Genomic DNA, 24,800 nt, shown 5'->3' with positions numbered 1-24,800 from the left:
ATCTGATTGTTGTTCATGCAAACCCGCTCAAGGAAGCATCGTGAGCAGTGAACGAATCTTAGGGAGGACTAGCTGTCAACTGGCTGACGCTGGCGGGACTGAATTGACGGTGTTTACCCGGGGCGGCGGGGAAGTGGGCGGCGTAGGGTCTGCGGTCTAAGTCCCCTGCAGGAATTGCCTCGGAGGAGACGCGTCGGTCCGTTCGAGCAAGGCGAACCGGAGGCGCGCGTTGAGCAGGGCCGCCGGAAGTGTGCTGGCACCCGCGCCCGAGTCCACCACCACGAGAATCCGCGTCCCGTTGAAACCCACGGCAATGGCCATCACGCCATGAACGTTGGGCAATGACGTGCCATCGGCGATTCGAAATCGCTCGTCGGCCGCCGGATCGAACTGCTCGCTGACGAAGAAGCAGTCGTCATTTAAATTAAGGACCGAGACCTTGCTATCGGCCAGATCAAGATGACGGACACAGTTAGGTCTCGGTGTGGTGACGATAGGTGCGATCCGTGAAGTATCGATGGAACGCGAACCGTTCGAAATCGGCAGATTCCGAAATGTCGTTTGCCTGATCGTCACCACTGCAGCGTCATTTGACGCCGACCATCCCTGGCCGCCGCAAACGTCTCACGCCTACGCCACGCCCATCACCCCAAACCGCTCCCGATACGCCACCGGCGTCACGCCGTACTGGCGTTGAAACGCGCGGCGCAGGTTTTGTTCGTCGCCGAAGCCCACGCGTGCGGCGATGCGCTTGAGCGGCGCATCCGAGTCGAGCAAGGCAAACCGGGCCGCCTCCAAGCGCATGCGCTCCACCGCCTTGGCCGGCGTCGACCCCGTCCGCGCGAGATAACTCCGCGCAAACGTGCGCGCGCTCATGTTCGCCTGCTCGGCCAGCCGCACCACCGACAGATCGCCATCGAGCCTTTCAGACATCCACGCGTGCAATTCCCCGAACGGGGCCCCCGCCGCGACCTGCGCCTGCAATGGCGGGCTGAACTGCGATTGCCCCCCAGCACGCTTGAGGAACACCACCAGCCGACGCGCCGCCTGCAACGCGATATCCGCCCCCAAATCGTCCTCGACCAACGCCAACCCCAGGTCGATCCCCGCCGTAATGCCCGCCGACGTCCAGACCGGATCCTCACGCACATAAATCGGATCCGACTCGACCCGCGCCTTCGGATAACACGCCTGCAACATCGCCGTGTCGAGCCAGTGCGTCGTCGCGCGACGTCCATCCAACAACCCCGCCGCCCCCAAAATGAACGCCCCCACGCACACCGAACACACGCGCCGCACGCGCGGGGCATAGTCGCGCAACCACTCGCCCACCTCACCCGGCACCGCCGGACGATGCGCCACCGCGCCGCCCACCGCGATCAATGTGTCGACGGACATCGTTTCGAGCGCGCGCATCGGCTCGGTGTGCAGCGTGATACCCGAGCCCGTCTCCACCGGCCCACCATGCTCGGACACCACCACGGTGCGATACGGTGTCGCTTGCCCCAACGCCGCGAAGTTGCGGATGACGGCGTGAAACGCGTCGAGCGGTCCGGCCAGATCCAGCAACACGAACGGCGGCACGATGAGAAAGGCAACGAGACGAGGTGGGTTCATGATCGCGAGAATGTCGGAGCGTTGGAGCGTCAGGCCGTCGCGGGCACCGCACGGCGCTTCGCGTCGACGGCGTACCATACCGTCGCCAGCGCAGCGAGCGCGAGCAGCGGGAAGGTCGCCTGGTTGATGGTGGCCCAGCCGAAGCGAGCGAGCAACTGCCCCGCGAACAGACTCGCGAGCGCCGTCCCGGCGAAGGTGATGAATTCGTTGGCGGCCTGCGCGCGCGCACGCTCCGCCGGACGATACGACATCGTGAGCAACGTCGTGCCGCCCACGAACATGAAGTTCCATCCCACGCCGAGCAACGCCAACGCCGCATAGAAGTACGGCAGGCTCGTCGACGCGAGCGCCACGACACCGCACAGGGCGCTCATCGCAATGCCCGCCAGCAACACCGGCACCACGCCCCAGCGCTTGACGAGATGCCCCGAGAAGAACGACGGTGCATACATCCCCACCAAGTGCCACTCGATGATGTGCGCGCCGTCGTCGATGCTGTGCCCGCACGTCACCGCCGCGATGGGCGTCGCCGTCATGACGAACATCATCACCATGAAGCCGATCAGGTTGTTCGCCAGCGCCGCCACATAAATCGGCTGACGCATGATCTCGCCGAGCGGCCTGGCCGGTAATGCACCCGCGTCGCCGGTGGCACTGGCGGCCGCATGCACCGGTAAATCGCGCAGCAATCCGACGAGCAACACCAACGACATCGCCGAGAGAATCGCCACGACGAGATACGATCCCGCGAACGTCACCGGCGCGAGCCAGTTTTTACTGCCTGCCGCGAGCGCCGGTCCGATCACCGCCGCCAGCACGCCGCCGGTGAGCACGATGGAAATCGCGCGTGGCTTGTCGTCGAGCGGCACGACGTCGGCCGCTGCCAGCCGGTAATAGCGCGCGAACGCCTGAAACACCCCCACACACGCCGTACCCGCGCAGAACATCGCAAAGTGACGCTCGTAGATCGCCATGACCGACACCAGCCCGCCGACCGTGCCGAACAATGCGCCCAGCGCGAAACCGAGACGCTGACCGATACGCTGGATCAACATCGACGCAAAGATCGTGGTGATGGCGGACGCCACGGTAATCAGCGAGAACGGCAGCGTCGCATAACCTTTGTCGGACGCCAGCATGTAGCCGACAAGCCCCGTCAACGTCAGGTCGACGGACATCGCCGCCGTGAATAACGCCTGGCACGCGGCCAGCACCGCGGCATAGCGGCGGCCCATCGAACGATCGGGGCGCCCGGAACGCTTCGGGCGCCCGCTGGGTTCGGAATCCGTGGGGCGCGCGGCGCGCCCGGCAATGGCATCGGTCATGAGCGTGTTGTCGAACAAGTCGGAGAGTCGTCGGGAGCCCTCATCTTGCCGTCGACCGGTTTGGCACGAATGCCAATCATGCATCAAAAAATGCCACCTCGTCGTCAGGCGTCTCGGGCACCATGCAGTCGTCCTGGCCGGCGCCCCTCCTGGCGGTCATGTCACCGAATCGCGCCAACTCGGTGCGCACCAACTCAGCGCGCAGCCGCACCACACTGCTTCGTTCGGAAGACGACACGCCGATGAACCCCTGCGGCGAGTCCCATGCGTACGACACGATCGACTCTGACGATTCGACGCGCAGACGCCGCCCTCGCGGGCCTGCGCGCGCTTAGCGACGTTCGACGCTTTTGCTTGCGCGAACGTGCACCGTTACCTCGCATGCCCAATCCCGCCCATCGCTGGCACGGCCTTTGCGTTACTCCTCCGGTACCGGATCGACCGGTCTAACCAGGAAAGGGGAAGACGTACCATGAAACGACGCACGCTACTCCAGATGGCGGCCCTCTCGGGCGCCGCATCGCTGACGGGCATGGCGCCCAACTTGTTCGCGCAGAGCAAGTCGCCCATCAAGGTCGGCATCCTGCACTCGCTCTCGGGCACGATGGCCATCTCGGAGACGTCGCTCAAGGATGTCGCGCTCATGACGATCGCCGACATCAACGCCAAGGGTGGCGTGATGGGCCGCCCGCTCGAAGCCGTGGTGGTCGACCCGGCGTCGAACTGGCCGCTGTTCGCGGAAAAGGCCCGTCAACTGCTCACCAAGGACAAGGTCGCCGCCGTGTTCGGCTGCTGGACGTCGGTGTCGCGCAAGTCGGTGCTGCCCGTCTTCGAAGAACTCAACGGCCTGCTCTATTACCCGGTGCAGTACGAAGGCGAAGAGATGTCGAAGAACGTCTTCTACACGGGCGCGGCGCCGAACCAGCAGGCGATCCCTGCAGTGGAATACGTGATGAGCAAGGAAGGCGGCGGCGCCAAGCGATTCTTCCTGCTCGGCACCGACTACGTCTATCCGCGCACGACCAACAAGATCCTGCGCGCCTTCCTGCATTCGAAGGGCGTGGCCGACAAGGACATCCAGGAGGTCTACACGCCGTTCGGCCACAGCGATTACCAGACCATCGTCGCCAACATCAAGCAGTTCGCCCAGGGCGGCAAGACCACGGTCATCTCGACCATCAACGGCGATTCGAACGTGCCGTTCTACAAGGAACTCGGCAACCAGGGTCTAAAAGCCACCGACGTGCCGGTGGTGGCGTTCTCCGTCGGTGAAGAGGAACTGCGCGGCATCGACACGAAGCCCCTCGTCGGGCACCTCGCGGCATGGAACTACTTCATGTCGGTGAAGAACCCGACCAACGACGCGTTCAAGAAGGAGTGGTTCGCCTACGTCAAGGCCAAGGGCCTGCCCGGCGGCGACAAGCGTGTCACGAACGATCCGATGGAAGCCACGTTCGTCGGCATGCATATGTGGAAGCAGGCCGTCGAGAAGGCGGGCAGCGTCGACGTCGACAAGGTACGCACCGCGATGATCGGCCAGTCCTTCAAGTCGCCGGACGGCTTCGACATGGTCATGGACGGCAATCACCACCTGCACAAGCCGGTGATGATCGGCGAGATTCGCCCGGACGGTCAGTTCAACGTCGTGTGGAAGACCAAGACCACGGTGCGTGCGCAGCCGTGGAGCCCGTACATCGCGGGTAACGAAGGCAAGCCCGACAAGGTCTGACCCTCCCTCCATTCCCTGCGCCGGCGCCGGATCGATGGCCGCCGGCGCGCGCAGAGGTTTTGATGATAACGATAAGACGCTGGACCGCTGCCGCCCTTGTCCTGCTCTCGCTGGGCGCCGCGCTGACCACTCCCTCCCTGGCCCAGGCCGCCGTCTCGAGCGCCGACCTCACGGCGCTGGCCGGCGACGACTTCGACGCCAAGTCGCAGGCCATCGATCATCTTGCGTCCGACGACTCGCCGCAGGCCGCCGCGCTCCTCAAGGCGCTGGCCGACGACACGGTCGTGACCGTGGGCGATCGCCTCGCCATCCAGGACGGCGAGAAGACCCTCGATCCGATCACGGGCGCCCCGATCAAGGGCGACAACGCGGGATCGATCACGCTCAACAACGTACTGCGCGCCAAGGTCGCTACGGCCGCCGCCGCCGGCGCCTTGCGCTCGCCCGATCACGACGCCCGGGCGCAAGCCATCGACACGATGCTGCAAAACCCGTCGCCCGCATTCAAGACGCTCATCGAACAGGCGCGCCAGAAGGAGACCGATCCGACGCTGCGCAAACGGCTCGACCAGCTCTGGGCGCAGACGGCATTGCACGACACCGACGCGAAGAAGCGTCGTGAAGCCATCGATCTGATCGCCGCGGCGGGTGACCCCCAGATGCGCGATCTGCTGCTGCCCATCGTCGCGAAGCAAGCGGACGGCACCTATGCCGAACCCGACGCCAGCGTGCGCAGCGCCGCCGACATCGCCCTGACGAAACTGGCCGCCGCCCAGCGCCGCAGCGAGTTCTTCGGCACGCTCTTCGCCGGCCTGTCGCTTGGCAGTGTGCTGCTGCTCGCCGCGCTCGGCCTGGCCATCACTTATGGCCTGATCGGCGTCATCAACATGGCGCACGGCGAATTCCTGATGGTCGGCGCGTATGCCACGTATGTGGTGCAGACGCTTTTTCAGCGCTTCCTGCCGGGGGCGTTCGACGCCTATCTGGTCGCCGCCGTGCCCGCCGCCTTCCTTGTGGCGGCCTTCCTCGGCTTCGTGCTGGAGCGCACCGTCATCAAGCATCTGTACGGCCGCCCGCTCGAAACGCTGCTCACGACGTTCGGTATCAGCCTGCTCATGATCCAGGGCGTGCGCACGCTGTTCGGCGCGCAGAACGTGGAAGTGATCAATCCCTCGTGGATGAGCGGCGGCGTCGCCGTACTGCCCAACCTGATGTTGCCGTATAACCGCATCGCGATCCTGATATTCGCGCTGGTGGTCGTGGCGCTCACCTGGTCGGTGCTCAACCTCACGCGCCTGGGGCTGTTCATTCGCGCCGTCACGCAGAACCGGTCGATGGCCGCGTGCGTCGGCGTGAAGACGGGACGCGTCGACAGCTATGCCTTCGCGTTTGGCGCAGGCATTGCCGGACTGGGCGGATGCGCGCTCTCGCAGATCGGCAACGTCGGCCCGGACCTCGGGCAGAGCTACATCATCGACTCGTTCATGGCCGTGGTGCTGGGCGGCGTGGGACAACTGGCCGGGACCATCGTCGGTGCGTTCGGCCTGGGCATCGCCAACAAGCTGCTCGAACCGGTGTGGGGTGCCGTGCTCGCCAAGATCGCCGTGCTGATCCTGATCGTGCTGTTCATCCAGAAACGCCCGCAGGGCATGTTTGCGCTCAAAGGGCGCAGCGCGGAGGCCTGAATGCAGACGTCGAACTTCCTGCCCGAAGGGATCGCCCCTTCGATCTCGCTGGACGTGCCGCCGCGCGCCCGGCTCCTGCCGAAGCATGTCGCGCCCTTGCTGTTCGCGTTCGTGCTGGCGGTGACGATTCTCGTGCCGGTTTGCGCCCTGGTGCTGCCGGCCACGCACCCGTTGCATCTGTCGGCCTACGCGATGACGCTCGTGGGCAAGATCATGTGCTACGCGATTGCGGCGCTCGCACTCGATCTGGTGTGGGGCTATTGCGGCATCCTGAGCCTGGGCCACGGCCTGTTCTTCGCGCTCGGCGGGTATGCCATGGGAATGTACCTGATGCGCGGCATCGGGCGCGACGGCGTGTATCACAGCAACTTGCCCGACTTCATGGTGTTTCTCGACTGGAAGTCGCTCCCCTGGTACTGGACCGGCACCGAGCATTTCGCCTGGGCGATGTTTCTCGTCGTGGCACTGCCCGGCGTGGTCGCGTGGCTCTTCGGGTATCTGGCCTTCCGCTCACGCGTGAAGGGGGTGTACCTGTCGATCATCACGCAGGCGCTCACGTTCGCCGCCATGCTGCTTTTCTATCGCAACGAAACCGGCTTCGGCGGCAACAACGGCTTCACCGACTTCAAGCGCATTCTCGGCTACTCGATCACGTCGGCAACCACGCGCACGGTGTTGTTCCTCGCGACGTTCGTCGTACTGATCGGTGCCTTCGTGCTGTGCCGCGCGCTGGTCGTCTCGAAGTTCGGCCGTGTGGTCACGGCCATTCGCGACGGCGAATCGCGCGCCATGTTCCTCGGCTACCGGCCGCTGAGCTACAAGCTGTTCGTGTGGACGTTGTCCGCCATGCTGTGCGGCATTGCGGGCGCGCTTTACGTGCCGCAGGTCGGCATCATCAACCCGAGCGAGATGGCGCCGGTCAACTCCATCGAGATGGCCATCTGGGTCGCCATCGGCGGACGCGGCTCGCTCGTGGGCGCGATTGCCGGTGCGTTCCTCGTCAACGGTGCGAAGAGCTTCTTCACGGCATACTTCGCCGAGTACTGGCTGTTCTTCCTCGGCGCGATGTTCGTGCTCGTGCCCCTGCTGCTGCCGCAGGGCGTGATCGGCCTCGTCGCACAACTGTCCCGCAAGCGCACGCCATACGCGCCGGCCGCCGCCGAAGGCGATGCGCCGCACCCCGCCACCGGAGACCGCGCATGAGACCCGACATCGACATCAGTTGGCAAATCGCCGACGCCCCCGATGCATCCGTCACCGTCAGCGGCGACCCTACCGGGATGTCGCATCTCGTGGTGCCGGGCGAGATCGACACGTCGCACGGTCTTATCCTCTACCTCGAGAACATCTCCGTATCGTTCGATGGCTTTCGCGCCCTCAACGACCTGTCGCTGGCGATCAAGACCGACGAGCTGCGCTGCATCATTGGCCCGAACGGCGCGGGCAAGACAACGATGATGGACGTCGTGACGGGCAAGACCCGCCCCGACGCCGGCCGCGCCTTCCTCGGCCAGACGCTCGACCTCACCCGGCTCGACGAGCCGGCCATCGCGCAGGCGGGCGTGGGCCGCAAGTTCCAGAAACCGACGGTGTTCGAACATCACAGCGTGTGGGAGAACCTCGAACTCGCGTGTGCGGGCGACAAACGCTGGTTCCGCGCCCTATGGGACATGCTCACGCCGACCATGCGACGCCGCATCGAGGAAGTGCTCACGCTCACGCACCTGGAGCATCAGGCCCATGTGCGTGCGGGACAGTTGTCGCACGGCCAGAAGCAGCGCCTGGAGATCGGCATGTTGCTCATGCAGCAACCGCAACTCCTGCTGCTCGACGAACCCGCCGCCGGCATGACCGACGAAGAGACCGCGCAGCTCGCCGAGTTGCTCAACCGGCTGCGCGGGCATTGTTCGATGATGGTGGTCGAGCACGACATGGCGTTCGTCGCCGCGCTCGCCGGCGAGACGGGACTCGTGACCGTGATGGCCGAAGGGCGGGTGCTGGCGGAAGGCACGCTCGATGTCGTGCAACGCGACGAGCGCGTGATCGAATCGTATCTGGGACGCTGACCATGTTGGAAATTCACGCACTCAATCAGTACTACAGTGGTAGCCACATTCTGCGCAACGTGGAGTTCACCGTGCCCGACGGCCAGCTCACCGTGCTGCTCGGGCGCAACGGCGTGGGCAAGACCACACTGCTCAAGTGCCTCATGGGCGTGGTGCCGGTGAAGTCGGGCAGCATCGCGTGGCGCGGCACTGCCCTGACGTCAGCCCCCCCGTATGCGCGCGTGGCGCATGGGCTGGCGTACGTGCCGCAAGGACGCGAGATCTTCCCGCGTCTCACTGTCGAAGAGAATCTGTTGATCGGTGCGGCGAGCCGTCCCGCGCGCGAGGCCAAGCGCGGCGTGCCCGAGCACATCTACGAACTGTTCCCCGTATTGCGCGATATGAAGCAGCGGCGCGGCGGCGACCTGTCCGGCGGGCAACAACAGCAACTGGCCATTGGACGCGCGCTCATGAGCGACCCGCAACTGCTGATCCTCGACGAGCCGACCGAAGGCATTCAACCGTCGATCATCAAGGACATCGGGACCACATTGCGGCGTCTGGTCGACGAACGCGGCATGACGGTATTGCTGGTCGAGCAGTATTACGACTTTGCCCTACAACTCGCGGATCACTATCGCGTGATGAGTCGGGGCGCCATCGTGGCGAGCGGCCTCGGCAAGGACATGGAAGCCGACGGCGTACGGCATCAGGTGGCCGTGTGAGACAGAGGCGGCAGGTTTCGATGTCGCGCGCGGGCGGCGCGTGCTAGATTCGCGCCATCCATTGCCGAACGATTTTCATGAATTCTCCGCACACGCCCAGCGCCGGCTGGCACGCCGCGCTGACGCTCGGCTTCGCCCGTCACGAAGCGCGCACCGTTCTCGCCACGCGACGCCACCACGGCCCGCTCGTCGTCCAGAAGTCACTTCATCCGGAAGGCCCCGGCATTTGTCATGCCGTGGTCGTGCATCCGCCCGGCGGGATTGCGGGCGGCGACACGCTGTCCATCGACGTCGAGGTCGGTCCCAACGCGCACGCCGTATTGACCACGCCGGGGGCGACCAAGTGGTACAAGTCGCAAGGCCGATTCGGAACGCAGGACATCAGCCTCACCGTACGCGACGGCGCGAAGCTCGACTGGCTGCCGCTCGAGAACATCGTGTTCGAGCATGCGGATGCGCGCCAGTGCATCACCGTGAAGCTTGGCGAGAACGCGTCCGTCATCGGCTGGGACGCCACGCTGCTCGGCCGTCAGGCGGCGGGTGAGCAGTGGACGCACGGTCAATGGCGCGCGCGCTTCGAACTACGCGATGCGACGGATCGTCTGCTGTGGGCGGAACAGGCCGTGCTCGACGCCGACGATGCGCAACGCACCGGCACTACCGCGCTGGCGGGTTTCCCCATCTTCGCCACGCTGTGGGCCGTCGGTGCCGCTTGCACACGCGAGCTGGCCGAGTCGCTCGCCCAAGGCCTGCCGTTCGACGACACGCTGCGCGCGGGGATCACGTGCCTGCCGGGCAACGTGCTCGTGCTGCGCGTGCTCGGACACGATATGGAGACGGTACGGCGGTTGCTGGTCTCGCATTGGCTGACGCTGCGCCCGCTCGTTCACGGCGTGCCCGCCGAGCCGCTGCGACTCTGGGCGACGTGAGACGGCTTCCCTCCCGTCACACACACCACACGCACCATAACGGTGACGCGCGCGCTGCCGCGTCATCCTCTCCGGCCCGAATTCGCACCAATGCTGGGCTTCCCTCCCCGTTTTCGCCACTTCCCGTTGTCGTCGCCATTGCTGTCGCCGTAGCCGTCGGCACGGCACGTTGCGCGTGCGTGCGCCCCATCCCATCAGCCCCGTGACCTGAAGCATTGCCGGGCACGATTCCTGCTAGATCACTGTATCGACCGGTCAGACCAGATGTGCCGGCCGCCGGAACACTCCTGTTACCGGAATGCTTCGCCCCCCGATCCACGAGGTTGCCTCTATGCTGCCGTTCATTCGTAGTGCCTTCTCTCACGACACCGTTGCCGCCACGCTCGGCGCACGCGCACGGGCCCGTCGCGCTTTCACCACGCTGATGCTGGCCGTGAGCGCAATCACCGTCTTCGCCGTGGCCGTGCCGCGCAGCGCGCATGCCGACGGACTCGACGACATCGTCAAGCGTGGCACCCTGCGCGTGGCCGTGCCGCAAGACTTCCCGCCGTTCGGTTCGATCGGCGCCGACATGAAGCCGGTCGGCTACGACATCGACGCTGCCGCCTTGCTCGCCAAGGGCATGGGCGTGAAGCTGGAACTGGTGCCGGTGACGAGCGCCAACCGCATCCCCTACCTCACGACGAACAAGGCCGACCTGGTGATCTCCAGCCTAGGCAAGAACGCCGAGCGCGAGAAGGTCATCGATTTCTCGCAAGCGTATGCGCCGTTCTACAACGGCGTGTTCGGGCCCAAGGATCTCGCGGTGTCCAAGCCCGCCGACCTGTCGGGCAAGACCGTCGGTGTGACGCGCGGCGCCGTCGAAGACCTCGAACTCTCGAAGATCGCCCCGGCCGACGTCACGATCAAGCGCTTCGAAGACAACAACGGCACGATCTCGGCGTTCCTCTCCGGGCAGGTGCAATTGGTCGCCACGGGCAACGTCGTGGCTGCGGCCATTCTCGCCAAGCACCCGCCCAAGTTGCCGGAGCCGAAGTTTCTCATCAAGAACTCGCCGTGCTTCGTCGGCCTGAACAAGAACGAGCCGCGGCTGCTCGCCAAGGTCAACGAGATTCTCGCCGCGGCGAAGAAGGATGGCGCGCTGAGCAACGTCTCGCAGAAGTGGCTCGGCATGCCGCTGCCGACGAATCTCTGATCTTGACATCCCGCCCCTCGCGACTCCTCACCGGCTTCACATGCATTACGTTCTCGATTTTGCCGATCTGCGGCAATACCTGATGCTCTTCGTGCGCGGCGCCGCGCTGACGGTTGTGCTCACGGCCGTGTCCACGGTCGCGGGCGTGAGCCTCGGCGCGCTGTGCGCCGTGGCCCGCGAGGAAGGCGCGGTGTGGCTCAAAGCCATTACCGGGCTGTACGTCGAGCTGATCCGCAACACGCCGTTCATTGTGCAGCTCTTCTTCATCTTCTTCGGACTGCCGAGTCTTGGCATTCATATCGACGAGACGACCGCCGCCGTGCTCGCCATGAGCGTGAACCTGGGCGCGTACGCCACCGAGATCATTCGCGCCGGCATGCGCGCGGTGCCGCGCGGTCTGTCCGAAGCGGGACTGTCGCTCGCCATGACGCGCGGTCAGATCCTGCGTCATGTGATCTTGCCGCAGGCGTTTGCCAAGGTGTTCCCCGCGCTCGCCAGCCAGATCGTGATCGTGATGCTGGGGTCGGCCGTCGTCTCGCAGATCTCCGTGCCCGATCTGTCGTACGCCGCCAACTTCGTGCAGTCGCGCACGTTCCGGGCGTTCGAGAGCTATCTGATCGTCACCGCCGTGTACCTCGCGCTCGCGATCGCACTGCGCCGTGTGCTGACGCGCTGCGCACGGCGCCTCTTTCGCGGCACAGTCAACGTCAAGGCAGGTGCCCGATGATCGAGTTCTCGACGTGGGACATGCTGCACGGCCTGCTGCTGGCAGCCCGCTGGACACTCGCCCTGTCGGCCATCGCCTTCGTCTGCGGCGGCGGCGTCGCCCTGATGTTGCTTGTCGTGCGCGTTGGACGCGTTTCCTGGGCAGCACGCGCCGTGGCGCTGTATATCGAAGTGTTCCAGGGCACGCCGCTGCTCATGCAGTTGTTCCTGGTGTTCTTCGGCTTGCCGCTGCTCGGTCTCGACGTCTCGCCCTGGGTCGCGGCGGCCGTGTGCCTCACGCTCTACACGAGCGCCTATCTCACGGAGATTTGGCGCGGTTGCGTCGACGCGATTCCGCACGGCCAATGGGAAGCCTCGTCGAGTCTCGCCATGCGTTACGGCGAGCAACTGCGGCACGTGATCTTGCCGCAGGCACTGCGCATTGCCATCGCGCCCACGGTCGGCTTCTCGGTGCAGGTCGTCAAGAGCACGGCGCTCGCGTCGATCATCGGCTTCGACGAACTCACCAAGACCGGCACCATGCTCACCAACGCGACGTTCCAGCCGTTCACCGTGTACGGCCTCGTCGCGCTGCTCTACTTTGCTGCCTGCTATCCGCTGTCGCTGTGGGCGCGTCATCTCGAAAGGAAACTCCATGTCGCTCATTGAAGTCAGGGGCATGCAAAAGCGCTTCGGCGAAACCCCCGTGCTCAAGGGCATCGATCTGGACGTCGAGCGCGGCCAGGTCGTGTCGATCATCGGCAAGAGCGGGTCGGGCAAGAGCACATTGCTGCGCACGCTCAACGGCCTGGAGCGGTTCGACGCGGGCAGTGTCGCCGTGGAGGGCGTGCACGTCGGCGCGCGCGACACCGATCTGCGCGCATTGCGTCTGAAAGTCGGCATGGTGTTCCAGCAGTACAACCTGTTTCCGCATCTGTCGGCCGGCGAAAACGTGATGCTCGCGCAGAAGGTGGTGAAGAAAACCCCTGGCGCGGAAGCGCGCGACGTTGCCCGCGCCATGCTCGATAAGGTGGGACTGGCCGACAAGTTCGACAGCTATCCATCCCAGCTCTCGGGCGGTCAACAGCAGCGTGTGGCGATCGCCCGCTCGCTCGCCATGCGTCCGGCCGTGATGCTGTGCGACGAGATCACCTCTGCGCTGGATCCCGAGTTGGTCGCCGAAGTGCTGGGGGTGCTCGAAAACCTCGCCGCCGAAGGCATGACGCTGATTCTCGTCACGCACGAGATGCGCTTCGCCCGTCATGTGTCGGACCGCGTGGTGTTCATGCATCAGGGCAAGATCTGGGAGTCCGGCGCGCCGGAAACCCTCTTCACGCAGCCGTCGACACCAGAATTGCAGCGCTTTCTCTGCCAATGACGACGCCGATGACCGACACCTGCCGCCGCGTCGTTTCGCACAGTTTTGGTGCGTGCCACGCAGGCGGCAAAACCCAGTGGCGCGGACAAGAACGTGCGCCTATGATGTGCGGCAACGGCGACCGCCCCACGACCCTTTCGCATTGACGTTCCCCCCCGTTCACGATGAAGCTCACTCCGCGCGAAAAAGACAAGTTGCTCATCTTCACCGCCGCCTTGCTCGCCGAACGTCGGCGTGCGCGCGGGCTGAAACTGAATTACCCGGAGGCCGTGGCCTTCATCAGCGCCGCCCTCATGGAAGGCGCGCGCGACGGGCGCACCGTGGCCGACCTGATGCATTACGGCACCACGCTGCTCTCGCGCGACGACGTGATGGAAGGCGTGCCCGAAATGATTCCGGACATTCAGGTCGAAGCCACGTTTCCTGACGGCACCAAGCTCGTCACCGTGCACCACCCGATTCCCTGAAGGGCGCACGCGCGGAATGCCGAGCGTACGGAGGTGGCCCTCATCGCCGTTCGCTCTCGGTCACCCTTGTCCTTCGCTTCGCATTCGATTCTCTGTCGTCGACAACCCCATCTTAAGGACGTCTCATGTCAGTGTCCCGCCTCCCTATTGCCCATGATGCCCATGAAGTGACCGTCGCGTGCGCGGCGGATGCTTCGTCGGCCCCCGGTCGCACGTACCCTCGCGTCGTGCGTGTGACGACTGGCCTCGCGCTGCTCGCCGCATCGAGTCTGGCGCTCGCGCACCCCGGTCATCCGGGCCATGACGCGGCGGGCAGTTTCGTCGCAGGTTTCGTGCATCCGCTCACCGGCGCCGATCACCTTTGCGCCATGATCGTGGTTGGCTTGTGGAGTGCGCTCACGTCGAAACGTGTCTGGCTCGCCCCGTTGGCTTTCGTCGCCATGCTTGCTGCAGGCGGGTTGCTCGGCATGGCGTATGGCGCGGGGCTGCCGGGCGTGGAGCCGATGATTGCCGTCTCGCTGCTCGTGCTGGGACTCATGCTCGCGACGCGCGCGAAGCTGCCCGGCGCAGCGGGGGCTGCCGTCGTCGGCGCGTTCGCGATCTTCCATGGGGTGGCTCACGGTGCGGAATTGCCGGCCGAGGCGAGCGCCATGCATTACATGGCCGGCTTTCTGCTCGCGACCGGCGTGCTGCACAGTCTGGGCATCGTGGCCGGCGTTGCGCTGCGTCGCCGTACCGCGTGGTTGCCGCGCGTGCTCGGCGCGGGCGTGCTCGCCTACGGCGCGGCGCTGCTCGTCGCGGCGGCCTGAACGGCCAAGGTTGCGCGCATCCTTCAATTCCTCCAAGAGACGCTCATGATTCCCGGAGAACTGTTGCCCGCCGCAGGTGACATCACGCTGAACGAGGGTCGCCCGACCCTCAGCGTGAGCGTTGCCAACACCGGCGATCGCCCGATCCAGATCGGCTCGCATTTTCACTTCTACGAAGTCAACGACGCGCTGCAATTCGACCGCGAAGCGACGCGCGGCTTTCGCCTGAACATTGCGTCCGGCACCGCGGTGCGCTTCGAGCCGGGGCAGCAACGCACGGTCGAACTGGTCGCGTTGGCGGGGGACCGCCGCGTCTTCGGCTTCGCGGGTCGCGTGATGGGGGCGCTATGAAGATTTCACGCCGCGCCTATGCGGAAATGTTCGGCCCCACGACGGGCGACCGGCTGCGGCTCGCCGACACGGAACTCATCGTCGAGATCGAGCGCGACTATACGATCTACGGCGAAGAAGTGAAGTTCGGCGGCGGCAAGGTGATTCGCGACGGCATGGGCCAATCGCAGCGCACGCGCGCCGACGTCGTGGATACCGTCATCACCAATGCCGTCATCATCGACCACTGGGGCATCGTCAAAGCCGACATCGGACTCAAGGACGGCCGGATCTGGGGCATCGGCAAGGCGGGCAATCCGGACATCCAGCCCGGCGTGACCATTCCACTGGGCGGCGCGACGGAAGTGATCGCCGGCGAAGGCATGATCGTCACGGCGGGCGGCATCGACTCGCACATCCACTTCATTTGCCCGCAACAGATCGACGAGGCGCTCTCGTCCGGCGTGACCACGCTGCTCGGCGGCGGCACCGGGCCGGCGACCGGCACGAACGCCACCACCTGCACGCCGGGGCCGTGGCACCTGGAGCGCATGCTGCAAGCGGCCGACGGCTGGCCGATCAACCTCGGCTTTCTCGGCAAGGGCAACGTCAGCCAGCCCGCCCCGCTGCTGGAGCAGATCGAGGCCGGCGCGATCGGCCTGAAGCTGCACGAAGACTGGGGCTCCACGCCGGCCGCCATCGACGCCTGCCTGTCGGTGGCCGATGCGACCGATACGCAGGTCGCCATCCACACCGACACGCTCAACGAGGGCGGCTTCGTCGAAGCCACCGTTGCGGCCATCAAGGGCCGCACGATCCACACGTACCACACCGAGGGCGCCGGGGGCGGTCACGCACCGGACATTCTCAAAGTGTGCGGCGAGGCGAACGTGCTGCCGTCGTCCACCAACCCGACGCGGCCGTACACCATCAACACGCTCGACGAGCATCTCGACATGTTGATGGTCTGCCATCACCTCGATCCGGCCATCGCGGAAGACATTGCGTTCGCCGAATCGCGCATTCGCCGCGAAACGATTGCCGCCGAAGACATCCTGCATGACCTCGGCGCACTGTCGATGATCTCGTCGGACTCTCAGGCCATGGGGCGCGTCGGCGAGGTCGTCATGCGCACGTGGCAGACGGCGCACAAGATGAAGGTGCAGCGCGGCGCGCTCGGCACCGACTCTGCGCAGGCCGACAACTTCCGCGTCAAGCGCTACGTGGCGAAGTACACGATCAACCCGGCGATCACACACGGCATGGCCCATGAGATCGGCTCGGTGGAGGTCGGCAAATGGGCCGATCTGGTCCTGTGGGAACCGGCGTTCTTCGGCGTGAAGCCGTCGCTGATTCTCAAGGGCGGCATGATTACGTCAGCGCTCATGGGGGACCCGAACGCGTCCATCCCGACGCCTCAGCCGGTGCACTATCGCGAAATGTTCGGCGCGCGCGCCGGGGCGCTGGCGCGCACGTCGCTCACGTTTGTGTCGCAGGCGGCGTACGATGGCGACGTGGCCAGCCGCTATGGACTGGCCAAGCGCATCGTGCCGGTGCGCAATATCCGGCAGGTGACCAAGGCCAACATGATCCACAACGACTGGCTGCCGCATATCAGCGTCGACCCCGAGACCTATCAGGTCATCGCCGACGGGCAGTTGCTGACCTGCGAGCCTGCGAGCGTGCTGCCGATGGCGCAACGTTACTTCCTCTTCTGAGCTATGTCGCAAGCCCCCGAATCGCCCCACCCGGCAGATAACGCCGCCCCTCCCACGACGCTGCGCCGCGTCGAGAAACGCCTCGAGGCCGGACGCCTGGCTGCGCCGCTCATGCGGCGTGCCCCGGCGCTCGTGCTGCCGTTCGATGCGCGCAGCAAGAGCCGCCTGCGCGCCACGCTGGAGACCGGCGAAGACGTCGCCCTGTTCCTGCCGCGCGGCACGGTGCTGCGCGGCGGTGATGGGCTCGTGGCCGACGACGGCGGCCTCATTCGCGTGGAAGCCGCCCCCGAGACGGTGCTGCTCGTCACGGCCGCCACGCCGCTCGCGCTGACCCGCGCGGCATACCATCTCGGCAATCGGCATACGCCTGTCGAAGTGGGCGATGGTTATCTCAAGCTCGAATACGACCCGGTGCTGCGCGACATGTTGCTGCGACTGGATGTCGACGTAGCCGAAGCGCTGATGCCGTTCGAACCCGAGGCGGGCGCCTATGGCGGCGGCCACAAACATGGTCACGATGCGACGTTCGCCGAAGACATGGCGCTCGCCCAGCGCGTGTTCCATGAGCATCATGGACATTCGCATGACCACGAGCACGATCATGGTCACGTCCACGGGCACGATCATGACCACGCTCACGGCCCGGGGTGCCATCACGATCACACGTCGGGGCATGTGCATGGCCCGGATTGCGCGCACTCGCACGCTCACGACGATCATCACGGCCATGCCCATGTTCACGGCCCCGATTGCGGGCATGACCACTCCCATACGCCGGACAGCACCACTGCCGGCAATGCGCTTTTCCCTGTGAGTCCGACCGATGACGGCAAGTCTGGCCAGTCCTCTCGCTGAACCGGTTGCCACCGCGTCGTTGCAGTCACTCGCGGCGCTACTGCATCTCGCATCGCCGGCGCTGCCCATCGGCGCGTTCAGCTATTCACAAGGGCTCGAAGCCGCGGTGGAACATGGCATCATCCACGATGCCCCGAGCGCCGAGCGCTGGATTGCCAGCCAGCTCGACGGCGTATTCACGACCGGCGAGATGGCCCTGCTCGCCAGACAGTGGCGCCACTGGCAAGCGGGCGATGTCGCGTCGCTCACCCGTGTGAACGAATGGCTACTCGCCACGCGCGAGGCGGCCGAGTTGCGTGCGGAAACCGAGCAGATGGGCTGGTCGCTCACGCAACTGGCGATCTCCCTCGAATGGGGGAATCCGATACAGCGCGAACACCTGTCCTCGCTGCGTCCGATCGCGTTGCCAACGGCCTTCGCCTTCGCGGCGCTGACGCATGGCGCTCCGCTGCTGGACACGCTCGTCGCTTACGCGTTCAGTTGGCTCGAGAATCAGGTGGCCGGCGCGCTCAAGGCCGTGCCGCTCGGACAATTGGCCGCGCAACGGGTCATCGTGGCATTGCGCCCTCGCGTGGTCGATGCCGCGCATCGAGCCGCGTCGTTGCCGGATGACCGGATCAATACCTTTTCCCCGGCGCTGGCCATTCTCGCGTCGCGTCACGAAACACAGTATTCACGCTTGTTCCGTTCGTGAGACACGATACGTCGCGTCCTCGATTTTCGTCATTTCGTCATCTTTCCTTTTTTCCGCCACTCACGACATTCGCCATGACGACTTCTGCCAACGCCCGTCGTACCAAGAAGAATCCGCCGCTGCGTGTCGGCATCGGAGGCCCGGTCGGCTCCGGCAAGACCACCCTGACCGAGATGCTCTGCAAAGCCATGCGCGAGCGCTACGATCTCGTCGTCATCACCAACGACATCTATACGAAAGAGGACCAGCGCCTGCTCACGGTGGCCGGAGCGCTGGCGCCCGAGCGCATCCTTGGCGTCGAGACCGGCGGTTGCCCGCACACGGCCATCCGGGAGGATGCATCGATCAACCTCGAGGCCGTCGAACGCATGCTCGAACGCTTTCCTGACGCCGACGTGGTCTTCATCGAATCGGGTGGCGACAACCTCGCGGCCACGTTCAGTCCCGAACTCTCGGATCTCACGATCTACGTGATCGATGTGGCCGGTGGCGAGAAGATTCCGCGCAAGGGCGGCCCCGGCATCACCAAGTCCGATCTCCTCGTCATCAACAAGACCGATCTCGCCCCCTACGTCGGGGCATCGCTGGACATCATGCGTTCGGATACGCAAAAAATGCGCGGCATGCGTCCGTTCGTCATGGGGAACATGAGGGAAGGCAAAGGCCTTCAGGAGATCATCCGTTTTATCGAGGCACGGGGGATGCTGGCTTGAGGTCATGCACGAAGCCGCCGGCCGGGGATACGTCAGTCGTGGAATGGGTAGTCCCTGGGAGACCAGGGACGACTGACGTTGTGTAATTTGAGAATGGTGACTTTGTTCTCCTTTAGACGGTAAATGATTCGGTATCGCTTGTGAGAAACAAGTTCTCGGGTATTGGGTAAGCGCCCGGGACGACCAATGGCAGGAAACGAGCGCAGTGTTTTCACTGCGCGTTTCAGCGAATCCTCAAAATCGAGGGCGACGTGGAGGTTGAGATTCTCCAGCGACATCCTGGCGATGGTGCGATCCCTTTGGGCATGCTTTGACCATTGGATCGTTGCAATCACAGCCGTTTCAGAACGCTCCGTCTCCACGCCTCAGCCTCGGCGCTGACCACCTCATCGGGTACCGTGCGCCCGGCGTCGGCGTCCCGCAGCCCCAGTAGGATGCCCACAAACTCGTCGACGTGGATCTCGCTGGGGTCATGCGGGAACTCGAAATACGCTTCATTGAGGTCGACGGAGCATCCGGTCTTTACGACTTCGCTGGGCAGCTTGCGGCCGGCGGCCACGTCGGCAAGTCCGCGGATCGTTGCTTCGTAGAGGATCTGCGCCTCTTCTTCAACGCTGAGCGCGTAATGCTCTATGCGCTCAACGGGCTCAACCGGCTCGGACGGCTCAAAAGGCGTGGAAGGAATGGCATGCGCCGGCGCTTGGCGCACGGCAAGATCGGCGCTTTGATCGACAATTGGCATCGTGGCTCCTGACAAGGATTTGGGCGGGGGGCCACTCACACGAGTGTGACCAAATTAATCGTCAGGGATGGGGGAGTCAATCGGGTGGGCTTGTTTCTCGGGCGATTCCTAGCCGGATCGCCCGCCTGTCTCAGGTCCGTTTCAGACTACCGCTGCGCCACGGAAAATCCATGCTCCCGCAGCAGTTGCAGCACCCCATGCGGGCCGCCGAGATGGAGCGTGCCGATGGCGACGAAGACCGGCTTGCCCGGGTCCGCCAGAAACAGCATGCGCGCCAGAAAGCGCCGATTGCGCGAGTACAGAATGCGCTCGTCGATGGCGTCGGCCAGTGCCACGTTGCGCCGCACTTGCGCCGCCTTGCCCTGAGACCAGTCGAACACCAGCTCGGCATCCCCGGCCCGCCACAGACGGTGCAACTCCTCTACCTGCGCCGTGGCGGTCTTGGGTGTGAGCACCAGCTCCTGCGCCAGCAGTTCGTTTTGCTGAGCCGACGTCAGTCCGGTGAAGGCATCCATCTGCTCCGCCAGCGATTCGAGACCGACGATGCGCCCGCGATAGATGTTCTCCAACTGGTTCTCGGTGCCGTACTCCGTTTGCAGATCGGCCCCCATCGAATCCAGCGTCTCGACGAGCAGCGCCGCCAGCCACGGACGCATGTGACGAATCTCCGCCAGCATCGCCGGATTGCCCTTGAGACGCGCGCGCAGCTTACGCCACAGCGCCCCCGGGATCAGCCTCGGCAGACAGGCGCGTGAGCACATGCCGTACTTCTGCACGTCGTCCTGGGACATCGTCAGGTCGTCGGGCGACAACTCGAACGCCACCACCGACGACACGCGCAGCGCATCGACCACGACTTTGCGAAACGGGTAGTCGTCCGGCTTGCCGACGTGCAGGGTGCCCATCACGTAGATGGTCATGTCGCCCTTGCGGGCTTCGTAGAACGGGAGATTGGCGCCGGGCGGCGATTCGCCCGGCTCGGGCACGACCAGCGGCAACGTTCGCGGCGCCACGGCTTGCGGCGTTACGATCGACGCCGCGTCCAGCGTGATGGCGAACGTCATCAGCAGGCAACCGAGCAGCCAGCCGGCCAATGCAGCGCCCCGACTCACATGCGTCGCGCGTGGTGGTCCACCCAATCTCGTCATCCCTCAATGTCTTCAACCCGATGGCACGCCACCAGACGCCCGTCGAGCTTGCGCAGTTGCGGCACTTCTTCGCGGCAACGGTCTATCGCGTACGGACAGCGCGGCGCAAACGCACACCCCGGCGGTGGCCGCAGCGGCGAGGGCAACTCGCCGGTCAGCGCCATCTTCACGCGCCGCTCGGCGGCCTTGATCGCCGGCGTCGCCGACATCAGCGCCTTGGTGTACGGATGCAGCGGCTTGCCGAACACGGCGGCCTTGGGGCCGTGTTCGACCGCGCGGCCGAGATACATCACCATGACGTCGTCGGCCACATGCTCGACCACGGCGAGATTATGCGACACGAATACGTAACTCGTCGCGTATCGGTCCTGCAAATCCATGAAAAGATTCAGGATCTGTGCCTGAATTGAGACATCCAGGGCCGAAACCGGCTCGTCCGCGACCACGATGGCCGGCGACAGGATCATCGCCCGGGCAATCGCCACCCGCTGCCGCTGCCCGCCAGAGAACATGTGCGGATAGCGCGCCACATGTTCCGGACGCAGCCCCACCGTGCGCATCATCGCCGCGATCGTCTCGCCGCGTTCGGCACGGCTCGCCGAGGTGTTGATGGACAGCGGCTCGTCGAGCGCCTGCCCGACCGTCTTGCGAGGGTTGAGCGACGCATACGGGTTTTGGAACACCATCTGGATTCGCGTGCGCAGCGGCGCCAGCGCCCCCGCCGACGCCGCCGTGGTCTCGGTCGCGTCGACCACGAGTCTGCCGGACGTCGGTGCTTCGATCAACGTCAGCACCCGCGCCAGCGTCGATTTGCCGCACCCCGACTCGCCGACCACGGCCAGCGTACGACCGGCGGCCAGCGAGAACGACACGCCGTTGAGTGCCTTGACCGTGGCCTGTGGGCGCATGAAGCCACGATTGACAGCGTAGAAGCGCGTCAAATCGTGGGCGGCGAGCACCACGCGGCTGCCGTCGCGGCCCGCTTCATGTGCGGCCGGGGCCTGCGGCACTCCCGGAGGCGTCGCGAAAACGGTTTCATTCATTGCGCTCCTCCTGTCGTCTGTTCATCCGCCACCGCATGCGGCAGCGGCTTGAAGCATCGCACCTGGGGCGAGCCCGACGCGTTGGGCCCGACGTAGGGTTTCAATGCGGGGGGCACCGTGCGGCAATGGTCGTCGGCATACGGACAACGCGGCGAAAGCAGACAGCCCGTCGGCCGATCGTCGCGCCCCGGCACCATGCCCGGCAACGTACGCAGTCGCCGCACGCCCCGGTTGTGCTCGGGAATCGCTGCGAGCAACGCCTCCGTGTAGGGATGATGCGGGGCATCGAACAGCGCCGGCACCTGCTGGTTTTCGATCACCTGCCCCGCATACATGACGGCCACCCGGTGCGCGACTTCGGCCACGACGGCGAGATCATGGGAGATCAGCACGAGCGCCATGCCGTGATCCTGCTGCAATTGCAGCAGCAAGGCCATGATCTGCGCCTGGATGGTGACGTCGAGCGCGGTGGTCGGCTCGTCGGCAATGAGCAGCTTCGGGCGGCAGGCAATCGCCATCGCAATCATCACCCGCTGGTTCATTCCGCCGGAGAGCTGATGCGGATACGCGCCGACCCGGTTCGCGGCATCGGGAATTTCGACCTGCTCCAGCAACTCGACGACGCGATCGTGCAACGCACGTCCGCGCAGCCCCATGTGGCGGCGCAACACCTCGGCGATCTGATAGCCGACGGTGTAGCTCGGATTCAGGCTGGAAAGCGCGTCCTGAAAGATCATCGACACGTCGCGGCCGACGATGCCGCGACGCTCGCGCGCCGACGCGCGCAGCAGATCGCGTCCGTCGAAGCGTACTTCATCGGCACGTACGCGGCCTGGCGCGTCGACCAGCCCCATGAGCGCGAGCATCGTCACACTCTTGCCCGAACCGGATTCGCCGACCACGCCAAGAATCTCACCCTGGCCGACGTCGAGGTCAATGCCCTCGACCGCGCGTGCGCCGTCGAAGTCGACCGAAAGATTTCGAATGGAGAGCAGGCTCATGCGATTCGCTTCAATTTGGGGTCAAGTGCGTCGCGCAGGCCGTCGCCGACCAGGTTGATGGCGAGCACCGAGATGACGATCGCAAGTCCCGGCAGCGTCACAATCCACCAGGCACTTTCCATGTAATCGCGTGCGGAGGCAAGCATCGAGCCCCACTCGGCGAGCGGCGGTTGCACGCCCAGGCCAAGAAAGCCGAGCGCCGCCGCATCGAGAATGGCCACCGAGAAACTCAGCGTGGCCTGCACGATGAGCGGTGCCGCGCAGTTCGGCAACACCGTCGAGAACATCAGTCGCAGCGTGCCCGCCCCGGCCATGCGCGAGGCAATGACATATTCGCGCTGCAACTCGCCAATCGCCGCCGCGCGCGTCAAACGCACGTACGCCGGCAACGTCACGATCGCGATGGCGATGGTCGTGTTGGCGAGGCCCGGGCCGATCACGGCGACCACGGCCACGGCCAGCAACAGCGACGGCAACGCCATCATCATGTCCATCAACCGCATGATCGGCGTGTCGAGCCAGCGCGGGAAGAACGCCGCCAGCAGCCCCAGCAGAATGCCCGGAATCAGCGAGAGCACCACCGACGACAGACCGATCCAGAACGACAGGCGTGCGCCATAGATCAGACGCGAAAGAATGTCGCGGCCGGCCTCGTCGGTCCCGAGCAGGAACTGAAGCTTGCCGCCGTCGAACCAGGCGGGCGGAATCTTCACGAAGTCGCGATATTGCTCGATGGGGCTGTGCGGCGCGATCCATGGCGCGAAGATCGCCGCCACGAACATCGACAACAGCACGATGGCCGCGACCGTTGCACCACGGTTCGCGGTGAAGCTGCGCAGGAACTCCCGGAACAACCGCGCACGAGGTGTGGCCGTCACGGCGGCGGGGGGCGGCAGCGTAGCCGGTGTATCGCTCATGATTGACGTCCCTCAGTGCCGGATGCGCGGGTTGACGACGCCATAGAGCACGTCGACCAGCAGGTTGACCAGGATCACGCCCGTTGCGATGAGCAAAATGCCGCCCTGCACCACCGGATAGTCGCGTCGCAGAATGGCATCGATCAGCCATTTGCCGATGCCGGGCCACGAGAACACGTTCTCGGTCAGCACCGCACCGGCGAGCAGCGCGCCGACTTGCAGACCAATCACGGTGATGACCGGAATCAGCGCATTGCGCAACGCATGCACGACGATCACGCGCCACGGGGAGAGTCCCTTCGCACGCGCCGTACGGATGTAGTCCTCGCGAAGCACTTCGAGCATGGCCGAGCGCGTCATGCGGGCAATCACCGCGAGCGGCACGGTGCCGAGCACAATGGTGGGCAGAATCAGATGACTCACCGCGGAACTGAACGCCCCTTCGTCGCCCGAGAGCAATGTGTCGATGAGCATGAAGCCGGTAACGTGCGGCACATCGTACTCCACGCCAATGCGGCCGGACACGGGCGTCCATTGCAGGTAGACGGAGAAGAACATGATGAGCAGCAGGCCCCACCAGAAGATCGGCATGGAGTAGCCCGTGAGGGCCGCGCCCATCGTGGTGTGGTCGAGCATCTTGCCGCGCCGCAGCGACGCCGCCACGCCAGCGGGCAAGCCGACGGCGAGCGCGAAGATCATTGCGCACAGGGCAAGTTCGAGCGTCGCGGGAAAGCGGGCGAAGAACTCGTGAAGCACCCCCTCGTTGGTGACGATGGAGCGCCCGAGGTCGCCTTGCGCCGCGTGCTTCAGATAGACGAAATATTGCGTGGTGAGCGGCTGATCGAGACCCAGGCGCTTCATCGCCTCGGCGTGCATGACAGGGTCGAGATTTCGCTCGCCCACGAGCACTTCGATCGGATCGCCGGGAATCAGGTGAATGAGCGCGAACGCCAGGACGGTGATGCCGATGAACGTCGGGATCACCATGCCCAGTCGTCTCATGACGAATCTCAGCATAGGAGGTTTCCGT

27 protein-coding genes and 1 pseudogene are annotated in these 24,800 nt (G+C 65.1%); 17 read left to right on the top strand and 11 right to left on the bottom strand.

All coding sequences use genetic code 11. From position 1 onward, the window contains the following. Nucleotides 1-156: 156 nt before the first annotated feature. The 4 genes from PCE31106_RS01280 to PCE31106_RS01265 all read right to left on the bottom strand — a co-directional run bounded on the left by PCE31106_RS01280 (nucleotide 157) and on the right by PCE31106_RS01265 (nucleotide 3,219). On the bottom strand, nucleotides 157-576 hold the full coding sequence (locus tag PCE31106_RS01280) for a hypothetical protein (RefSeq protein ID WP_150562121.1): 420 nt from the start codon (nucleotides 574-576) through the stop codon (nucleotides 157-159). Between the two features lie 54 nt (nucleotides 577-630). Continuing rightward, entirely contained in the window at nucleotides 631-1,695 is a 1,065-nt protein-coding gene (locus PCE31106_RS01275) for a GlxA family transcriptional regulator (RefSeq protein ID WP_254440874.1), read from the bottom strand. Further along, on the bottom strand, nucleotides 1,647-2,852 hold the full coding sequence (locus PCE31106_RS01270) for an MFS transporter (protein ID WP_254440900.1): 1,206 nt from the start codon (nucleotides 2,850-2,852) through the stop codon (nucleotides 1,647-1,649). Before PCE31106_RS01270 ends, PCE31106_RS01275 begins: the two co-directional genes overlap by 49 nt. A 166-nt stretch (nucleotides 2,853-3,018) precedes the next feature. After that, complete coding sequence (locus PCE31106_RS01265; protein ID WP_150562119.1) at nucleotides 3,019-3,219, bottom strand: hypothetical protein; 201 nt, start codon at nucleotides 3,217-3,219, stop codon at nucleotides 3,019-3,021. A 255-nt stretch (nucleotides 3,220-3,474) separates the two neighbouring features. On the opposite strand from PCE31106_RS01265, the gene urtA reads away from it, so the two are divergent. The 17 genes and pseudogenes from urtA (at nucleotide 3,475) to ureG (ending at nucleotide 18,919) form a co-directional block, all read left to right on the top strand. Beyond that, nucleotides 3,475-4,671, top strand: a complete 1,197-nt coding sequence (gene urtA / locus PCE31106_RS01260) for an urea ABC transporter substrate-binding protein (protein WP_369751579.1) — start codon at nucleotides 3,475-3,477, stop codon at nucleotides 4,669-4,671. A 62-nt stretch (nucleotides 4,672-4,733) separates the two neighbouring features. After that, nucleotides 4,734-6,356 (top strand): urea ABC transporter permease subunit UrtB, encoded by a 1,623-nt coding sequence (urtB, locus tag PCE31106_RS01255; RefSeq protein ID WP_150562118.1) that lies wholly within the window; start codon nucleotides 4,734-4,736, stop codon nucleotides 6,354-6,356. Next, the gene (gene urtC / locus PCE31106_RS01250) at nucleotides 6,357-7,559 is read left to right on the top strand and encodes an urea ABC transporter permease subunit UrtC (RefSeq protein WP_150562117.1); all 1,203 of its coding nucleotides are present in this window, start codon (nucleotides 6,357-6,359) and stop codon (nucleotides 7,557-7,559) included. Between the two features lie 77 nt (nucleotides 7,560-7,636). Beyond that, a complete protein-coding gene (gene urtD / locus PCE31106_RS01245) occupies nucleotides 7,637-8,422 on the top strand; it encodes an urea ABC transporter ATP-binding protein UrtD (RefSeq protein WP_232424620.1) in 786 nt (261 codons plus the stop codon). A gap of 2 nt (nucleotides 8,423-8,424) precedes the next feature. Next, nucleotides 8,425-9,126, top strand: coding sequence for an urea ABC transporter ATP-binding subunit UrtE (gene urtE, locus PCE31106_RS01240; protein WP_017234029.1), 702 nt, complete (start codon nucleotides 8,425-8,427; stop codon nucleotides 9,124-9,126). 77 nt (nucleotides 9,127-9,203) lie between these two features. Next, the gene (locus PCE31106_RS01235) at nucleotides 9,204-10,055 is read left to right on the top strand and encodes an urease accessory protein UreD (RefSeq protein WP_150562116.1); all 852 of its coding nucleotides are present in this window, start codon (nucleotides 9,204-9,206) and stop codon (nucleotides 10,053-10,055) included. Nucleotides 10,056-10,479: 424 nt separating this feature from the next. After that, a complete protein-coding gene (locus tag PCE31106_RS01230; protein WP_150562509.1) occupies nucleotides 10,480-11,250 on the top strand; it encodes a transporter substrate-binding domain-containing protein in 771 nt (256 codons plus the stop codon). Nucleotides 11,251-11,290: 40 nt separating this feature from the next. Next, nucleotides 11,291-11,977, top strand: a complete 687-nt coding sequence (locus tag PCE31106_RS01225) for an amino acid ABC transporter permease (RefSeq protein ID WP_017234026.1) — start codon at nucleotides 11,291-11,293, stop codon at nucleotides 11,975-11,977. Continuing rightward, a complete protein-coding gene (locus PCE31106_RS01220) occupies nucleotides 11,974-12,624 on the top strand; it encodes an amino acid ABC transporter permease (protein ID WP_017234025.1) in 651 nt (216 codons plus the stop codon). The genes PCE31106_RS01225 and PCE31106_RS01220 overlap by 4 nt, the downstream gene beginning before the upstream one ends. After that, the gene (locus tag PCE31106_RS01215) at nucleotides 12,611-13,333 is read left to right on the top strand and encodes an amino acid ABC transporter ATP-binding protein (protein ID WP_017234024.1); all 723 of its coding nucleotides are present in this window, start codon (nucleotides 12,611-12,613) and stop codon (nucleotides 13,331-13,333) included. Before PCE31106_RS01220 ends, PCE31106_RS01215 begins: the two co-directional genes overlap by 14 nt. Before the next feature lie 164 nt (nucleotides 13,334-13,497). After that, entirely contained in the window at nucleotides 13,498-13,800 is a 303-nt protein-coding gene (locus tag PCE31106_RS01210; RefSeq protein ID WP_017234023.1) for an urease subunit gamma, read from the top strand. A gap of 233 nt (nucleotides 13,801-14,033) precedes the next feature. After that, a complete protein-coding gene (locus PCE31106_RS01205; RefSeq protein WP_150562508.1) occupies nucleotides 14,034-14,609 on the top strand; it encodes a HupE/UreJ family protein in 576 nt (191 codons plus the stop codon). A gap of 45 nt (nucleotides 14,610-14,654) precedes the next feature. Continuing rightward, nucleotides 14,655-14,960, top strand: a complete 306-nt coding sequence (locus PCE31106_RS01200; protein WP_130024590.1) for an urease subunit beta — start codon at nucleotides 14,655-14,657, stop codon at nucleotides 14,958-14,960. Beyond that, the gene (gene ureC, locus PCE31106_RS01195; protein WP_150562115.1) at nucleotides 14,957-16,657 is read left to right on the top strand and encodes an urease subunit alpha; all 1,701 of its coding nucleotides are present in this window, start codon (nucleotides 14,957-14,959) and stop codon (nucleotides 16,655-16,657) included. The genes PCE31106_RS01200 and ureC overlap by 4 nt, the downstream gene beginning before the upstream one ends. A 60-nt stretch (nucleotides 16,658-16,717) precedes the next feature. Further along, a pseudogene (ureE, locus tag PCE31106_RS01190) lies at nucleotides 16,718-17,386 on the top strand (urease accessory protein UreE); the annotation flags it as partial. Between the two features lie 94 nt (nucleotides 17,387-17,480). Next, entirely contained in the window at nucleotides 17,481-18,206 is a 726-nt protein-coding gene (locus tag PCE31106_RS01185; RefSeq protein ID WP_017234018.1) for an urease accessory protein UreF, read from the top strand. Between the two features lie 74 nt (nucleotides 18,207-18,280). Continuing rightward, complete coding sequence (ureG, locus tag PCE31106_RS01180) at nucleotides 18,281-18,919, top strand: urease accessory protein UreG (protein ID WP_017234017.1); 639 nt, start codon at nucleotides 18,281-18,283, stop codon at nucleotides 18,917-18,919. Nucleotides 18,920-18,951: 32 nt separating this feature from the next. Here the strand turns inward: ureG and PCE31106_RS24525 are convergent, their stop codons facing one another. From PCE31106_RS24525 to PCE31106_RS01145, 7 genes are all read right to left on the bottom strand, one after another. Continuing rightward, a complete protein-coding gene (locus PCE31106_RS24525) occupies nucleotides 18,952-19,254 on the bottom strand; it encodes a type II toxin-antitoxin system RelE/ParE family toxin (protein ID WP_150562113.1) in 303 nt (100 codons plus the stop codon). Further along, a complete protein-coding gene (locus PCE31106_RS01170) occupies nucleotides 19,251-19,661 on the bottom strand; it encodes a hypothetical protein (RefSeq protein WP_017234016.1) in 411 nt (136 codons plus the stop codon). Before PCE31106_RS01170 ends, PCE31106_RS24525 begins: the two co-directional genes overlap by 4 nt. Nucleotides 19,662-19,807: 146 nt before the next feature. Next, complete coding sequence (locus tag PCE31106_RS01165; protein WP_150562112.1) at nucleotides 19,808-20,773, bottom strand: TraB/GumN family protein; 966 nt, start codon at nucleotides 20,771-20,773, stop codon at nucleotides 19,808-19,810. Nucleotides 20,774-20,805: 32 nt separating this feature from the next. Further along, on the bottom strand, nucleotides 20,806-21,852 hold the full coding sequence (locus tag PCE31106_RS01160) for a peptide ABC transporter ATP-binding protein (RefSeq protein WP_254440873.1): 1,047 nt from the start codon (nucleotides 21,850-21,852) through the stop codon (nucleotides 20,806-20,808). After that, nucleotides 21,849-22,853: an ABC transporter ATP-binding protein gene (locus PCE31106_RS01155; protein ID WP_150562111.1), complete on the bottom strand. Its 1,005-nt coding sequence runs from the start codon at nucleotides 22,851-22,853 to the stop codon at nucleotides 21,849-21,851. Before PCE31106_RS01155 ends, PCE31106_RS01160 begins: the two co-directional genes overlap by 4 nt. Then, nucleotides 22,850-23,770 (bottom strand): ABC transporter permease subunit, encoded by a 921-nt coding sequence (locus PCE31106_RS01150; protein WP_150562110.1) that lies wholly within the window; start codon nucleotides 23,768-23,770, stop codon nucleotides 22,850-22,852. Before PCE31106_RS01150 ends, PCE31106_RS01155 begins: the two co-directional genes overlap by 4 nt. Before the next feature lie 12 nt (nucleotides 23,771-23,782). After that, a complete protein-coding gene (locus tag PCE31106_RS01145) occupies nucleotides 23,783-24,787 on the bottom strand; it encodes an ABC transporter permease subunit (protein ID WP_017234011.1) in 1,005 nt (334 codons plus the stop codon). Nucleotides 24,788-24,800: the final 13 nt, after the last annotated feature.

Source organism: Pandoraea cepalis, assembly GCF_902459665.1.
Classification (GTDB): Bacteria; Pseudomonadota; Gammaproteobacteria; order Burkholderiales; family Burkholderiaceae; genus Pandoraea; species Pandoraea cepalis.
The sequence above is the reverse complement of the archived record's forward strand: the minus strand, read 5'-3'. Positions and strand labels throughout refer to the sequence as shown.